Annotated in this window: 12 protein-coding genes and 1 pseudogene; 6 read left to right on the top strand and 7 right to left on the bottom strand. The window is 71.6% G+C overall.

Annotation, left to right across the window (positions count from 1 at the left end; translation table 11 throughout):
- Nucleotides 1-280: pseudogene (locus tag E1300_RS39725) on the top strand (TetR/AcrR family transcriptional regulator); the annotation flags it as partial.
- A gap of 1,630 nt (nt 281-1,910) precedes the next feature.
- On the opposite strand, the gene E1300_RS39730 reads toward E1300_RS39725, so the two are convergent.
- Entirely contained in the window at nt 1,911-2,126 is a 216-nt protein-coding gene (locus E1300_RS39730) for a hypothetical protein (protein ID WP_131762382.1), read from the bottom strand.
- Nucleotides 2,127-2,576: 450 nt separating this feature from the next.
- On the opposite strand from E1300_RS39730, the gene E1300_RS39735 reads away from it, so the two are divergent.
- From E1300_RS39735 to E1300_RS39745, 3 genes are all read left to right on the top strand, one after another.
- On the top strand, nt 2,577-3,161 hold the full coding sequence (locus E1300_RS39735; protein ID WP_165503200.1) for a peptidoglycan-binding domain-containing protein: 585 nt from the start codon (nt 2,577-2,579) through the stop codon (nt 3,159-3,161).
- Nucleotides 3,162-3,199: 38 nt separating this feature from the next.
- Nucleotides 3,200-4,057 (top strand): endonuclease/exonuclease/phosphatase family protein, encoded by an 858-nt coding sequence (locus E1300_RS39740; protein ID WP_131762386.1) that lies wholly within the window; start codon nt 3,200-3,202, stop codon nt 4,055-4,057.
- Nucleotides 4,058-4,173: 116 nt separating this feature from the next.
- The gene (locus tag E1300_RS39745) at nt 4,174-4,674 is read left to right on the top strand and encodes a DinB family protein (RefSeq protein WP_131762388.1); all 501 of its coding nucleotides are present in this window, start codon (nt 4,174-4,176) and stop codon (nt 4,672-4,674) included.
- Nucleotides 4,675-4,704: 30 nt separating this feature from the next.
- Here E1300_RS39745 and E1300_RS39750 read toward each other — a convergent pair whose 3' ends face one another.
- From E1300_RS39750 to E1300_RS39760, 3 genes are all read right to left on the bottom strand, one after another.
- The gene (locus tag E1300_RS39750; RefSeq protein ID WP_131762390.1) at nt 4,705-5,709 is read right to left on the bottom strand and encodes a chitinase; all 1,005 of its coding nucleotides are present in this window, start codon (nt 5,707-5,709) and stop codon (nt 4,705-4,707) included.
- Nucleotides 5,710-5,930: 221 nt separating this feature from the next.
- On the bottom strand, nt 5,931-7,283 hold the full coding sequence (locus E1300_RS39755) for a sensor histidine kinase (protein WP_131762392.1): 1,353 nt from the start codon (nt 7,281-7,283) through the stop codon (nt 5,931-5,933).
- A complete protein-coding gene (locus E1300_RS39760) occupies nt 7,280-7,966 on the bottom strand; it encodes a response regulator transcription factor (RefSeq protein WP_207400221.1) in 687 nt (228 codons plus the stop codon). Before E1300_RS39760 ends, E1300_RS39755 begins: the two co-directional genes overlap by 4 nt.
- A 27-nt stretch (nt 7,967-7,993) precedes the next feature.
- Between E1300_RS39760 and E1300_RS39765 the strand changes: the two genes are divergently transcribed.
- Nucleotides 7,994-8,512, top strand: a complete 519-nt coding sequence (locus E1300_RS39765; RefSeq protein WP_131762394.1) for a hypothetical protein — start codon at nt 7,994-7,996, stop codon at nt 8,510-8,512.
- A 7-nt stretch (nt 8,513-8,519) separates the two neighbouring features.
- Here the strand turns inward: E1300_RS39765 and E1300_RS39770 are convergent, their stop codons facing one another.
- Genes E1300_RS39770 through E1300_RS39780 form a run of 3 tightly spaced genes read right to left on the bottom strand, consistent with a single transcriptional unit; the run spans nt 8,520 to nt 13,130 of the window.
- Nucleotides 8,520-9,368 (bottom strand): TIGR03619 family F420-dependent LLM class oxidoreductase, encoded by an 849-nt coding sequence (locus E1300_RS39770; protein ID WP_131762395.1) that lies wholly within the window; start codon nt 9,366-9,368, stop codon nt 8,520-8,522.
- A gap of 49 nt (nt 9,369-9,417) precedes the next feature.
- Nucleotides 9,418-11,040, bottom strand: coding sequence for a hydantoinase B/oxoprolinase family protein (locus E1300_RS39775; RefSeq protein WP_165503202.1), 1,623 nt, complete (start codon nt 11,038-11,040; stop codon nt 9,418-9,420).
- Nucleotides 11,037-13,130, bottom strand: a complete 2,094-nt coding sequence (locus E1300_RS39780; protein WP_131762399.1) for a hydantoinase/oxoprolinase family protein — start codon at nt 13,128-13,130, stop codon at nt 11,037-11,039. Before E1300_RS39780 ends, E1300_RS39775 begins: the two co-directional genes overlap by 4 nt.
- 73 nt (nt 13,131-13,203) lie before the next feature.
- Here E1300_RS39780 and E1300_RS39785 point away from each other — a divergent pair, with 73 nt between their 5' ends.
- The gene (locus E1300_RS39785; protein WP_131762401.1) at nt 13,204-13,992 is read left to right on the top strand and encodes an SDR family oxidoreductase; all 789 of its coding nucleotides are present in this window, start codon (nt 13,204-13,206) and stop codon (nt 13,990-13,992) included.
- Nucleotides 13,993-14,134 lie beyond the last annotated feature (142 nt).

Here is a 14,134-nt window from a genome sequence, read left to right on the forward strand (position 1 = left end):
CGCCTACGGCCCCGAGCAGATCGCTAACCTCGAACTCCACCTGCACGCCGCCCGCGACCCCGACATGCGCGACGTCTCCGTCCGCAGCGTCGAGGCCTACGACCGCCTCGCCGCCGCCGTCCTGACGGCCCTCGACATCCCCGATGCCGAACGCCACGCCCCCACGGTCGTCGCGCTGCTCTACGGCCTCGCCGTCCGCCGCCTCGCCACCGGCGACACCGCCGCCACCGGCACCGCCGACGCGTTCCGCCTGCTCCTCCTCGGCGCCCTCCCGCGCTGAGAAAGACTTCTGGCCCGCACGGCCCCAGAGCGGGGTTACAAGGCCGTGCAGGCCAGAAACCTGTCTCAAACAGGAACCTCAGTCGGAACCTCAGCCGACGCTCGTCTGCTCTCCGCCTGTGCACCTCCGCCGTCTTCCGATGTGGACACCCGTAACGCTAAGCCGCGCGCCCCCCACAAAGAACGCCCTTAAGCCTCACTTAGGGATAGCCTCACCCAGCCTTATTCAGACCCCGCCCAGGCCCGCCCGGGGAAGTCGGCCAGAGAGCCGCTCACCTGCGTAAACAGACCAGAGAGACCAAGAACGGGCGTCCACCCCAATCGACCGGAGCCACGCGTGCCTCCGCCAGCTGGCAGGTCACCGCCCGGTCGCCCGCGCTAGACCGCCACAGCGCGGTCACGGTTCATGCTTGTAGATCACCTAAGCGCCAGGACGAAAACGAGTTCTGCATGACCGAGTGACGCAGAGGTCCGGCCGCATTTGACCGCCTCACCTCAGCACTCGTCGTGCCGGCAGGCAACGCCGCAGCGCCCTCAGCCCGTAGCGTCGCCAGCAACGACCCCGTCCACTTCACCGTGCGACAAGCCCAGCCGCACCCTCACCCCTCCACAGGAAGCACCTCATCATTCAGCGTCTATGCACTTGCGGACGCAAGTGGACGCGAAGACATCACACGCAAATACGTCGCCTAGCGAGTAAGCCACAGAAGCGCAAGAGTGGTAAGACTGACGAGAATCATGGTTGCGGTCAACCAAGTCGCCGCAGGAGCAGCCAGCAACCAGAGCAGTAGAACCATAGAGATAACAGCCAGAGGAAAACCACTACTATATCCCCGATAGCGATTTCTATACCCCGAGTAGCGACTCGCGATGCCAACCATCCCGCCAATATAAAGGGCAATGATGAGCCACCAGGCCATGTGCGCATGCCATTGGACGACCTGCCCCCAAGCTTGAGTAGCCCAATCCCAGACTCGCGAGGAGAACTCTTGCAACGAGACGTCGTGATGCGCTGGACTGTCCGAAGGCCTTGTCGTCCCCGGCGTGGGCGGTTGCGGCGTCAGCAAGCCGCCAGGTGAGGCACCGGCGGGCTTCGGCGAGGGGCTGCCGACGGTGACATGGACATCGAATCTACGCAACAGAGACTTCCCGAATGCGATTATGGCAACCACTGCCCCTAGGAATGCCGCCAGCCCCACCACCATGGCATTGATTCGGGAGATGCACCCTTGCCTGGGATTCTGTATGATGATCGTCTGTTCTGGCCTGTCCTGATCACTCGATGCCTCAAAGTCGTCCACTTCGGAACGTTTACCCTGGCTACACGTCGATGCAGCAGCATCCTGTGGCCAGTTCGCGCCACTCTTTGTTCCGCGATGGCACAGACCCGCACCGACCAAGTCGGCGAGGGGGGGTCACGCCAGCGTCGCCGTGGGCATCTCTGACGGAATCTAGGATTCGGCACACATAGGCAAGAGAATTGGCTGGCCGCATATACCTGGTTGCGCTGAGCAATGGCGAGCATTGATCCGACGATCCGCCGCTCAGCTCGGCATCGGCGTGCAGGCGGAGCGGCGATGGTCATCGGCGTCCTGTTGGGCCAGTGCACGAGCCGGGAGTGTGGTGAGGGATCAGCCGACGACCTGTTGGCCGTCGTACTTTCCGCCCTGGCAGAACGCCATGGGGAGCGGGTCGTTGCCGAAGATCACTCCGCCGCCGTCGACGCACTGCCGGCCCGTGACGCTCGCGAGCGCCGCGCCGGCCAGGGGAGCGAGCAGGGCGAGAGAAGCAGCGGCGAACGCCACGACCAGCGGCGTGCCTGCGCGGACGGCTGTGCAGTGTCGCATCGTCTGCCTCTCTTCAGTCGAACCTCAGCTGCCCATAACTTAGAGTTCCGATCTGTCGCTGTCTGTATCCGTGCGAGTACGTTCCCGTGACGGGCCGAGGGCCGCGACGTGTCGTTCGGTAGAGGGCGGCACCGGGTTGCTTGACCCCGTGGTCACAAGAGGTTGGTGAGGCTCAGGTGGGCTTCTGGTGCATTGTGCTTCGTCAGCCATTTTCGGGTCCGCGCATCGTGTTGTTCATTGAGCGCACAGTTGAGAGATCTGGTAAGTCGGATTCTGGGCATTGGGCCGAAACTTGGTCTGGGTGGTAAAAGGTTGGTCAAGTGTGTCAACTTTTGGAGGTCGTTGCGCGTCGGCGCATTCTGGGTGCTTTGCCTGGAAAGGGAGAACCTTTGCCACGGTTTCCGCGTCTCACATCTCGGAAACGTCGGATGCTTCTGCGAGGAGGAGCATGTGAAAGGCACAGTGAAAGTGGCGGCGGCCGGTCTGGCGGTCGTGTGCGTGATCGGCGTCGGCGCCGCGCCCGCGAGCGCGGACGGGCCGAAGACGGACAAGCACATCGTCGCGGCCATCGAGGCCCAGCCGTGGAAGGTCATCAAGAAGGGGGACGAGGAGTACCGGGTCGCGGCGGTGCGCTGCTTCCTGGCGCAGTTCAAGTACTTCAGCGGCTGCAACCCCACGGCCGACGCGGCCGACGACTTCGACGACGCCCTCGTCGCGGCCGTCAAGAGGTATCAGCGTGACCGCGGTCTCCAGCAGACCGGCCAGGTCAACGACGAGACGTGGGTGACGCTCCGCAACGACCACGGCGTCGCGCGGCCGGGTGACTCAAGGGTCAGCCTGGTCAAGGGGCTTCAGTACTCGCTGGACATCCTCGGCGACGCCATCCCGGTCGACGGGGCGTACGGGAGCAGGACCAAGACCGCCGTGTCGAACTTCCAGCGCCGTAAGGAGATCGGGGTCGACGGGTCGGTGGGGCCCATCACCTTCCGGGCCATGTTCGCCCAGGGAGCGGAGGGACTGCACACTCCGCGGTGATGCACGCGTGAATCCATAGCGTCCTGCGAGGGGCGAGGATGATATGGATTCTTCGAGTGGCCGCTTCCCGAGCGGCCACTCGGACAGGGTTAGTGTGTGGGTGTGATCAGGTCTGTACGGCACGCCGGTGGGTGCTCTTGAGTTTTCGGCTTCTTACTTTCAACACGTTGTTTCGGGGGCGGTCTCGTGCGCGGATCGCCGCCTTGGCCCGACTGCTGGACGGATCGTCCTATGACGTGGTCTGCCTCCAGGAGGTGATTTCGCCTCTCAACCTCGCCATTCTGCGGCGGAGCACTCGTTCCTATCGGTACGTCGCGCACGGGCCGTTGATGCCGCTCGTCCATGGTGGTCTGGTGCTGTTGTCGCGCCATCCGATCGAACGACGTCTCTTCCACCGATACGCGTTCACCGGGCCGCCGCGTCGTGAGCGTCTCATGCGGAAAGGTGTCCTGCTGGTCCGCGTGCGGGTCGGCGACCGGCACATGACCATTGCCAATACCCATCTGTCGGCCAACATGACGGACGACTGGACGCCCGGCAACCCCTACGCACGGGTCGAGGCGGACGAGCTGGGGCAGCTCGCCGCGTTCCTAGCGCATCCGAACGTGACGGCTCCACTGATCGTCGCCGGCGACTTCAACGTTCCTCGGGACTCCCCCATCCTCGGCGATTTCCTCGCGACCACCGGCCTGGTCGACGTCATGGCCGGTGATGAGGAGACCACGTATCGTCCTACGCCGGAACTGCCGTTTCCCAAGCCCATCGACCAGGTCCTCGCCACACCTCAGCTCAGCGCGACGACCGAGCTGGTCTTCAAGGAGCACGTCCGCTTGGCCGACGGCAGCGCCGCCTACCTCTCCGACCACTACGGCATCGGGGCCGCTTTCTCCCTGTGAAGACGCCTTGGAGCGGTCTGTCAAGGCTGAGGATGCTGTTATCGCTGTTTGCGGGCTGTTGCGCGAGGCGGTGGGTAACGGCGGAGGGGCATGAGGGCCGCTGTTAGGGTGCTCGGATGAGTGGACGTGGGCCGGTGGTCGGCGGGGAGAAGGAGAACCTGAAGTTCAGCCTCGACCGGCATCGGGAGGCGGTGCTGTGGAAGCTGCGGGGGCTGGACGACGAGCAGCTCCGGCGGCCGATGACGCCGTCCGGGACGAACCTGCTGGGGCTCGTCAAGCACCTGGCGGCCGTCGAGTACAACTGGTTCTGCGAGACGTTCGGGCGGGAGACGGAGCCGCTGCCGTTCGATGACGACGACGAGAACGCCGATCTGCGGGTCGAGCCGCACGAGACGACGGCGGACGTGCTGGCGTTCTACGAGCGGGCGCGGGCGGCGTCCGACCAAGTGATCGCGGAACTGGACGTGGAGGCGCTGGGGACGGCGTGGTCCGGTGAGACGGTGTCGCTGCGGTGGGTGCTGGTGCACATGGTCGAGGAGACGGCGCGGCATGCCGGGCACGTCGACATCCTGCGGGAGCTGATCGACGGGGCCACCGGGGATCACCAGCGCGAGTGACGGCCGTGCGACGCCGCACGGGGTGGAGCGTCATCCGGCGAAGGCCTTCGTGAAGGCGAAGGGTTCGTGGGCCAGGCCGCTGCACGTCGGCGAGGCGCTGGAGACACCGGGGCACGGAGCGTCGCGGGTCGCCGACCACATGGCCGTCCAGGCCAGGTCCTTGTCCGCGGCGAACGCCGTGAGCCGGGCGGCGTCGGCGAGGGTGAAGATCTCGCCGGCGACGTCGTTCACGCCGATCATCGGGGTGACGGCCAGGCGGCTCCACGCGGACGGCACGCCGAGGACGGAGCGGAGGCGGGTCTCGGTCGCGGTCGCCGCCTGGACCGCGAGGTCGCCCATCTCGGTGGACGGCGGGCCGTAGTCCATCGCCATGATGTTGACGGCGTCGATCGCGACGCCGTTGGCCGTGGCGTCCTCGATCGCGTGCACGCTCTCCTTGGTCAGGCCCTGCGGGGTGACGGGCAGGGTCAGGGAGACCTTGAGCGCCGGGTGCTTCTTCTGGAGGGCGGCGATGGCCTTCGCGCGCCGAGTGCCCGCGGCGGTGTCGGTGAGCGCCGCGCCCTCGATGTCGAAGTCGGCGCGGGTGAGGTCGAAGGCCGTCACGACTTTGTCGTAGGCGGCGAGGAGACTGTCGGTGCTGGAGCAGGCCGTCGCCAGCTCGGTGCCGGACGCGCCGCCGAACGAGACGCGGACGTCGCCGCCGAGGGCGCGGAGGGAGGAGGTGGCGTTCGCGACGGGACTCTCCCCCAGCGGCGTCGTCCCGCCCCAGGTCGGGGTGCAGCCGCCGCCCGCGGTGACGAACGCGAGCGTGTACGTCTTGACGCCCGTGGTCTTCGCCGCGCCGACGAGGTCGAAGCGCAGGTTGGCGTCGACGTACGGGACGAAGGAGCGCGTCGTGTCCGCGGCGGGGACCGTCCGCACCGACGGGACGGTGCTGGAGCTCATGACGGCCAGGCCGCAGGCCACGGTGCCGAGCACGGCGGTAAGGAACGCTGCCAGGTAGTGGAGGGCGGGGCGGGCGGGGGGCCGGTTCATGCGGGCGGCGCCTCCTCGATCGGGGTGGTGCCGATCACGCTAGGGCCGCCCGGTCCGACCGACCCGGGCGTTAAGCGTCCTTTAAGCGCGCCCTGAGGGTGCGGAGAGACGAGCGTTGGGGGTGCCGGACCCGAGAGGGTTGAAGTGCGGCTGTGGAGTGGGTTGAAGCGCAGCCTGAGGGTGCGGAGAGGCGAGCGTTGGGGCGTGGGGTCGGGGTGGGTTTAGGCGCGGGTTCGGGAGTGGCGGCGGCGGACCAGGCGGCGGGAGCGGCGGCGGGAGGGGGGCAGCCACTTGGTGCGGAACCACATCTGCACCTGGGCGCCGCCGAGGACGCTGCGGTGGATGCGGAGGTAGCCGCCGGTGGACTCGGCGGCGCGGCGGGCGATGTCGAGGCCGAGGCCGGTGGAGCCGCCGCCGCTGCTGCCGCGTTTCAGCGCGGCGTCGGGGTCGGCGATGCCCGGTCCGGCGTCGGCGACGAGGATGCCGGTGACGCCCTGGCCCTGGTGGAGGGTGACGGCGAAGCCGGTGCCCTCGGCCGTGTGCCGGAAGATGTTGCCGAGGAGCGCGTCGACGGCCGCGGCCAGCTCGGTGCCGGGCAGCGGGAGCGGTGCGGGGCCGTCGGCGCCGATCAGCTCGCAGGAGCGGCCCTCGTCCTCGGCGAGGACGGACCAGAACGCGACGCGGTCGCGCAGCACCTTGGACGCGTCGCAGCTGCCGCGGCCGGTGGGGCGGCGGACGGTCCGGATGATCTGGTCGACCTCGCGCTCGATGCGGTCGACGGCCTCGCGGGTCTGGTCGGCGACCGGGCCGTCGCCGAGGGCCTCGGCGTTGAGGCGGAGCGCGGCGAGCGGGGTGCGGAGGCGGTGCGACAGGTCGGCGGCCATCTCCCGCTCGGCGGACAGGAGCTGCACGACGTGGTCGGCCATGGCGTTGAACGCGAGGCCGGCCTCGACGAGCTCGGGCGGGCCGTCCGGTTCGATGCGGACGCTGAGCTGGCCGTCGCCGAACGCGCCCGCGGCCTCGGCGAGCCGCCGGGTGGAGGTGATCATGCGGGCGCCGAGCCGGTCGGCGACGGCGACGGAGCCGGCGACGAGGGCGGCGGCGACGGCGGTCATGACGAGCCACGCCTTCCACACGCCGCGCGACAGGTCGCCGTCGGGCAGGAACACCTCGACGACGGCGGTGCGGCCCGCGTCCAGCGAGACGGGCTGGAGGAGCGCGTAGCCGCCGGAGACGCGGGCGGTGTAGGAGCGGCCGCGGCGGCCGGCCTCAGCGAGCTGCTCGGGGCGGGCGCCGGAGTCGCCGCGGGGGTCCTTCGGGACGAGCCCGCCGTCCGGCATGTGCACGGTCATGCGGCCGGCGGCGCCCGCCTGGGTGCTCGCGACGGCACGTTCCAGCGCGGCGGGGTCCTCGGTGACGACGAGGACGGGGCCGAGCGCGCTCGCCTGCCGCTCGGCGGTGGTGAGGGCCCGGTCGCGGGCGATCTCGCGGACGGTGAGGGCGAGCGGGATGAGGAACGCGAGCGCGACCATCGAGGTGACGGCCAGCGACACGAGGACGAGCGTCCGCCTCATGAGCGCGGATCGGGCTCGGCCAGCCGGACGCCGACGCCGCGCACGGTGTGCAGGTAGCGGGGCTTGGCGGCGGTCTCGCCGAGCTTGCGGCGCAGCCAGGACAGGTGCACGTCGATGGTCTGGTCGTCGCCGTAGGCCTGCCGCCACACCTCGGCGAGCAGCTCGCGGCGGGCGACGACCCGGCCGGGACGGGCGGCGAGGTAGGCGAGCAGGTCGAACTCGCGGCGGGTGAGTTCGAGGGACTTGCCGTCCAGCAGCGCCTCCCGCCGGTCCAGGTCGATGTGCAGGCCGCCGACGCTGAGCTCGGCGGCCGGACCGGACCGCGCGGAGCGGCGCAGCACCGCGGCGAGCCGGGCGCTGAGGTGCTCGGCGGAGAACGGCTTGATGAGGTAGTCGTCGGCGCCCGCGTTGAGCAGCCGGACGATCTCCGGCTCGTCGTCGCGGGCGGTCGCGATGATGACGGGGACGTCGGAGATGCCGCGCAGCATCTTCAGGACCTCGGCGCCGTCGAGGTCGGGCAGCCCGAGGTCGAGGATGACGACGTCCGGCGGCGACTGCGTGACCTCGCGCAGCGCGTCCATCGCGGTCCCGACACTGCGGACGACGTGCGAGCGCGCGCCCAGCTCACGGATCAGGGCGGTGCGGACGTTGGCGTCGTCCTCCACCACCAGAACACTTGCCATGCCCGAACCGTATGCCACCATGTGTCGATGCGTCGCGTGATGTCGTATGTTGCCCCGTGGGCTGGGGTGACCGCGCTCGCGGTGACGTTGTCCTGGCTCGGGGTGCGGGACGTCGTGCGGGACACGGTGTCCGAGCGGTCCGCGCCGCCGCCGATCGAGGGGCCGGTGATCCACGCCAGCCCGTCCGATCTTCCGGGTTCGCCGAGTCCCGTGTCGCCGTCCGCGCGGCCCAGCGCGGTGAGCGGCGAGGACGAGGGGCCGCGGCCGTCCCCGTCGAGGAGCGCCTCGCCGAAGCCGTCGAAGCGCGACTCGCCGCGGCCGCCGGGCAACGTGCGCAGCTACGCGACGCGGGGCGGGCAGGCCGCGATGACGGTGTCCGGGCGCCGCGTGCGGCTGGTGTCGGCGACGCCGAACCCCGGCTACGAGACGCGCGTGACGGAGGCGGACGGGTGGCTGCGCGTCGACTTCCTCAACGACGACCACACCTCGTCGGTGATCGCGTCCTGGTACGAGCATCCGCCGAAGGTCAGCGTCTACGAGTACTGAGCGGCCGTCAGCGGGCGCGGACGCCGTGGTCGCTCGCGAAGCGGGCGAGCGTCTCCGCGGCCTCGCGGGTGCGCCGCCACGGCCGGACGATGAGGCGGTCGACGCCGAGGCGCTCCCATTCGGCGACCTCGTCCGGTCCGGACAGCTCGTAGGCGTGCACGGTGATCTCGAACGGCTCGTCTTCGCGGCCGGCCTCCTTCCGGTAGGCGTGCAGCAGGTCCAGTTGTGGGCGGACGCGCTCCAGCGTCTGCGGCATGCTGATCCAGCCGTCGCAGAGCCGCGCGGCGCGGCGCAGCGCGGCCTTCGACTCGCCGCCCGCGACGACGGGCAGCCGCGGCTGGACGGGCTTCGGCTCGAACGCGACCTCGGGGAAGTCGAAGAACTCTCCGTGGTGCTCGACGGCGCCCTCCGTCCACAGGCGGCGGGACACCTCGATCGCCTCGTCGAGGCGCCTGCCGCGGGTGGCGAAGTCGACGCCGGCGGCGATCCACTCGCCCTCGTACCAGCCCGCGCCGACGCCGACGATGGCGCGTCCGCCGGAGACGTGGTCGAGGGTCGCGAAGGCGCGCGCGGCGACGAACGGGTGCCGGAGGCCGTACAGGTACACGGCCGTTCCGAGCCGGACGTGCTCGGTGGCGGCGGCGAGGGCGCAGAGGTAGGCGGGGGCGTCGAAGAGCGGGGTGGTGGGCTGGATGCCCGGTTCCTCCGTCCCCGGGTACGTGGCCGTGGACAGGTCGGTCGCGAACACCAGATGCTCGGGCAGCCACACCGACTCGAAGCCGAGCCGGTCCGCGGCGACCGCGAGCTCGCGCCAGACGCCGGGGTGGACGAGGCCGAGCGGCACACCGAACTTCATGCGATCTCCTCGCCGGGGCTCATGTGCTCTTCGCGCGCGGTCGCCGAATTCATGTGGTCTTGCCGTCCGCGCGGTCGCGGGCCGCCGCCTCCGGGGACCGCTCCGCCGGGTAGCCGTGGCCGCCGCCGCCGGACGTCTCGACGACGAGGGCCTCCCCGGCGGCGAGCGGCTGCCGGGTCGCCTTGGTGCCGAGGGGTTCGCGGGTGCCGTCCGCACGCTCGCGGTAGTAGCCGCCCGCGCGTCCGGGCGCCCCGCCCGCCGCGCCGGGCGGGGGGCGAAGGAGCCGGTCGCCGCGGGTGTCGACGCGGGCGTCCTCCAGCATCCGGATGACGGTGCGGGTGCCGAGGCCGCCGCGGGTGCGCCCGGCGCCGCCGGAGTCGGGAATGAGCGACACCTCCTCGATGCGGACGGGCAGCCGCGCCTCGACCGGCTCGGCCTGCGGGACGATGTTGCGCCCGCCACCGAACAGCGCGCCGGTCGCGTCCGCGCCGTCGGAGTCGTGGCGGGCGCCCGTCCCGCCGAGGTCGAACGCCATGTGCAGCCAGGGGCGCCGGACGCCGCTGATGCTGAACGCCTGGAGGATCCCGGACGCGGCGACGCCGCCGCGGCCGTCACCCGGCGCGGCGCCGGTCAGCGCGGCGAAGATGGCCTCCTCCGCCGCCGCGACCGTGCCGAAGCGTCCGCCGCCGGGGAACGGGGGCGTGCAGTGCACGAGGGTCCCGCGCGGCAGCCGGACGTCCACGGGCGCGAAGCAACCCTCGTTCATCGGCAGCTCGGGGTCGACGAAGCAGCGGATCGCGTACATGACGCCGCCGTGCGTCTGCGAGAAGCCGGAGTTGACCGGCAGCGGGACCTGCTCGTCGGTGCCGTCGAAGTCGACGACCACGCCGCCGTCGCCGTCGCAGGTGACGGCGACCGCGATGCGGTGCCCGTCGTCCAGGCGGTACTCGCCGCGGAACGTCCCGGCGGGCAGCGCGGCGAGGCCCTCCCGCATCCGCGCCTCGGTGTGCGCGAGGTAGGACGCGACGCCGCGCGCGAGGCCGTCCGGCGTGTACGCGTCGATGATCTCTTCGAGGCGGCGGGCGGCGACGTTCGCGCCGGCGATCAGCGCGCGCAGGTCGCCGACCAGCCGGTCGGGGGTGCGGCTGTTCGCGGCGAGGACGCGGACGAGGTCGTCCACGAGCCCGTCCGCCGTGGCGATGCGGACCGGCGGGAGTTGCAGCCCCTCCAGGAAGACGTCGGTCGCGTCGGACGCCATGCCGCCCGCCGACAGGCCCGACAGGTCGGCGACGTGGATGAGCGTCCCGGTGAAGTAGGCGGGCGTTCCGTCCACGAACACCGGGCGGAAGACGAGCAGGTCGTTGGCGTGGATGCCGCCCTGGTAGACGTCGTTCAGCACGAACACGTCCCCGGGTGCCATGGTGTCGGCCGGGTACGCCTTCAGGACGAACGGCAGTGCGCTCCGCAGGCTGGCGCACTGGATGAGCGCGGTCGACATCGAGTGCGCGATGAGCCGTCCGCGGACGTCCAGGATCGCCGCCGCCGCGTCCGCGCCCTCGACGATGAACGCCGAGTACGCCGAGCGGACCACGACGATCCCGGCCTCCTCGGCCGCCACGCACAGCGCGTTCCGCAGGATCTCGGCCGTGAGGTCGGCCTCCGAAAGGGTCATGCGCCTCCCTCCAGCAGCAGCGCCCCGTGGTCGTCGACGCCGCCGCGCCAGCCGGGCGGGACGAGCAGCGAGCACTGCGGCTCCGTGACGATGCAGGGGCCGTGGACTTCCCCGCCCGGGCGGCATGCCGAGCGGGCGAGCACCGGCACGTCGTGGAACGCGCCGTCCAGCCAGATCCGCCGTGTGCCCGGCGGCCCCGCGTCCGGGTCGGGTTCCGCACGCGGGACGTCGCGCGAGCCCGACGGCAGCACGGCCCGGACGCGCGCGGTGGTCACTTCGGCCGGATCGCGCAGGTCGATGCCGTACGACTCGTTGTAGCGCTTGTAGAACTCGTCGGCGGCGCGCTGGACGGTCCCGGGCGTCAGCGGGCCGGACGGCAGCTCGATCGTGAACGCGTGCGCCTGCCCGATGAACCGGATCCCGACCGACCGCTCGACGGCGGCCTCCCCCGGCGCGTCCGGCGCCAGGAGGTCGGCGAGGGCGGCGCGTTCGAGGCCGTCGAAGACGTCGGCGAGCTCGCCCAGCGCGTCGCGGCTCGCCGAGCAGGACACCAGCGTCGCGACAGGGGCGAGGAACGTGCGGGCGCGCTCGATGGCGAGGTCGGCGTGCAGCAGCCCGACCGCCGACCCGACCCCGGCGCGCGGCGGGACGAGCACGCGGGCGATCCCGAACCGCTCCGCGAGCCGGACCGCGTGCGTGGGGGCGGCGCCGCCGAGCGCGACGAGCGTGAAGCCGCGCGGGTCGATGCCGCGCCGGACGGTGACCACGTGCACGGCCGCGCCCATCTGCGCGTTCGCGATGTCGTGGATCGCGGCGGCGGCCTCGGTGACGTCCGCGCCGAGCGGTCCGGCGACGTGTTCGGCGATGGCGTCCCGCGCGCGCTCGGGCGACAGGCGGAACTCCCCGAAGCCGTCCGGGTCGAGGTAGCCGAGGACGAGGTCGGCATCGGTGACGGTCGGGAGCGTCCCGCCGCGGCCGTAGCAGGCGGGACCGGGATCGGCGCCCGCCGAGCGCGGGCCGACGCGCAGCGTCCCGCCGTCCACCCAGGCGATGGAGCCGCCGCCGGAGCCGACCTCGGCCAGGTCGATCGCCGGGATCTTGATGGGCACGCCCGTGCCGGGACGGCGCCCGCCGTAGCTGCCCTTGCCGCCCACCTGGAACTCGTGGGTGATCCCGGGCCGTCCGCCGCGGACCAGCCCGGCCTTCGCGGTCGTCCCGCCCATGTCGAACGAGATCAGGTCGGCGAGCCCGCGCCGCGCGCCCTGCCGGGCCGCCGCGATCACCCCCGCGGCCGGGCCGGACTCGATCGTGTAGACGGCGCGGGACGCGGCGAGCGCGGCGGGCAGCACGCCGCCCGCCGACTCCATCACGTGGACGGGCGCGGTGATCCCGAGACCGCGCAGCCGCCCGCCGAGCCGCTCCAGGTACGACGCCATGACGGGCCCCACGTACGCCGACATCAGCGTCGTCGTCGCGCGCTCGTACTCGCCGAGCTCCGGCCAGACCGACGACGACGCGACGACGGGCGTCCCAGCGGGCAGCCGCGCCGCGATGATCTCGGCGAGCCGGTCCTCGTGCGCAGGGTTGAGGTAGGAGTGCAGCAGGCAGATCGCGACGGCCGCGACGCCCAGCGCGGCGATCTCGGCGGCGACCCGGTCGGCGGCGCCCTCGTCCAGGGGCCGCAGCACCTCGCCGTTCGCCGCGATCCGCTCCGGAACGGCGAACGTGTGCGTCAGCGGGACGGGCGGCTCCGGCTGCACGTACGCGAGGTCGTAGCGCTCCTCCTCGACCCGCGCCTGCCGCCCGAGCGCCAGCATCGACCGGAAGCCCTCGGTGGTCACGAACGCGACCGGCACGCCCGTCCGTTCGAGGATGACGTTCGTCGCGAGCGTCGTCGCGTGGACGAACCGCCCGACTTCGGACGGCGCCGTCCCCGACGTGGCGAGGACCTCCCGGACGCCGCGCAGCAGCCCCTCCGTCGGGTCGTCCGGCGTGGTGAGGGTCTTGGCGACCTCGACGCGCCCGTCCGCCCCGATGAGGACGACGTCGGTGAACGTGCCGCCCACGTCGCTGGCCAGGGTGATGCTCATGCCGTCCTCCCAGGGCAGCGGGCCGCGGCGGGCCGCCGACCCAAACTAGCGACCGCTTGGTACAGTACGGCCCATGACGCTCCAGGACAAGGTCGCGGTCATCACCGGCGCGGGCCCCGGGCTCGGCCGGACGCTCGCCGTCCTCATGGCCCGCGAGGGCGCCGACGTCGCGGTGGCGGCACGCGGCCGCGCCACCCTGGACGCCATCGCCGCCGCCGTCCGCGCCGAGGGCCGCGACGCGCTGCCCGTCCCGACCGACGTGTCCGACCCCGCGCAGGTCGCCGACCTCGCGAACCGCGTCATCTCCCACTTCGGCCGCGTCGACGTCCTGGTCAACGCCGCCTTCCCCGGCACGCACCGCAAGAACGTCCTCGACATGGACGGCGCGTACCTGGAGCAATGGCGCAAGTCCATCGAGATCGCGGCGTATGGCACCCTGCTCTGCTGCCGCCACCTGGCCCCGCACATGGTCGCGGCGGGCGGCGGCTCGATCGTCAACCTGACCTCGATGTCCAGCCGGACCGGCTACGCGGGCCGCTCCGACTACGCCGCCGGCAAGGCCGCCGTCCACCTGCTCTCGCACTGCCTCGCCGACGAGCTCGGCCCGTCCGGCGTCCGCGTCAACTGCGTCGCCCCGGGCTGGATCGCCAGCGACGTCCTCGACGACTGGATGCGCACCCGCGCCGCCGCCGAGAACGTCCCCTACGAGGAGATCCTCGCCCGCGACACCGAGGCCATGGCCCTCCGCCGCATCGCCACCGAGGAGGACGTCGCCCGCGCCGTCATCTTCCTGGCCTCCGACGCCGCAAAGGCCACGACCGGCGCCACGCTAGACGTGAACGCCGGCCAACTCTTCACCTGACGCCTAGAGCCTGTTTCTTGGATCGGCTGACGGTGGGCGTTGGTTGGGTCACTGTGGGTTGATGGGTCGTCGTGGTGACTTGACCGATGCGCAGTGGGAGCGGCTGGCGCCGTTGCTGCCACCGACGGGCGGGCGGGGTGGT

It is taken from the genome of Actinomadura fibrosa, assembly GCF_900659615.1.
Classification (GTDB): domain Bacteria; phylum Actinomycetota; class Actinomycetes; order Streptosporangiales; family Streptosporangiaceae; genus Spirillospora; species Spirillospora fibrosa.

Coding starts and splice junctions, on each gene's coding strand:
- E1300_RS39775 (WP_165503202.1), bottom strand. CDS start 11,040: ATGACCCTTTCGGAGGCCGACCTCACGGCCGAGATCCTGCGGAACGCG.
- E1300_RS39755 (WP_131762392.1), bottom strand. CDS start 7,283: ATGAGGCGGACGCTCGTCCTCGTGTCGCTGGCCGTCACCTCGATGGTC.
- E1300_RS39770 (WP_131762395.1), bottom strand. CDS start 9,368: ATGAAGTTCGGTGTGCCGCTCGGCCTCGTCCACCCCGGCGTCTGGCGC.
- E1300_RS39785 (WP_131762401.1), top strand. CDS start 13,204: ATGACGCTCCAGGACAAGGTCGCGGTCATCACCGGCGCGGGCCCCGGG.
- E1300_RS39780 (WP_131762399.1), bottom strand. CDS start 13,130: ATGAGCATCACCCTGGCCAGCGACGTGGGCGGCACGTTCACCGACGTC.
- E1300_RS39760 (WP_207400221.1), bottom strand. CDS start 7,966: ATGGCAAGTGTTCTGGTGGTGGAGGACGACGCCAACGTCCGCACCGCC.
- E1300_RS39745 (WP_131762388.1), top strand. CDS start 4,174: ATGAGTGGACGTGGGCCGGTGGTCGGCGGGGAGAAGGAGAACCTGAAG.
- E1300_RS39765 (WP_131762394.1), top strand. CDS start 7,994: ATGCGTCGCGTGATGTCGTATGTTGCCCCGTGGGCTGGGGTGACCGCG.
- E1300_RS39750 (WP_131762390.1), bottom strand. CDS start 5,709: ATGAACCGGCCCCCCGCCCGCCCCGCCCTCCACTACCTGGCAGCGTTC.
- E1300_RS39740 (WP_131762386.1), top strand. CDS start 3,200: ATGATATGGATTCTTCGAGTGGCCGCTTCCCGAGCGGCCACTCGGACA.
- E1300_RS39730 (WP_131762382.1), bottom strand. CDS start 2,126: ATGCGACACTGCACAGCCGTCCGCGCAGGCACGCCGCTGGTCGTGGCG.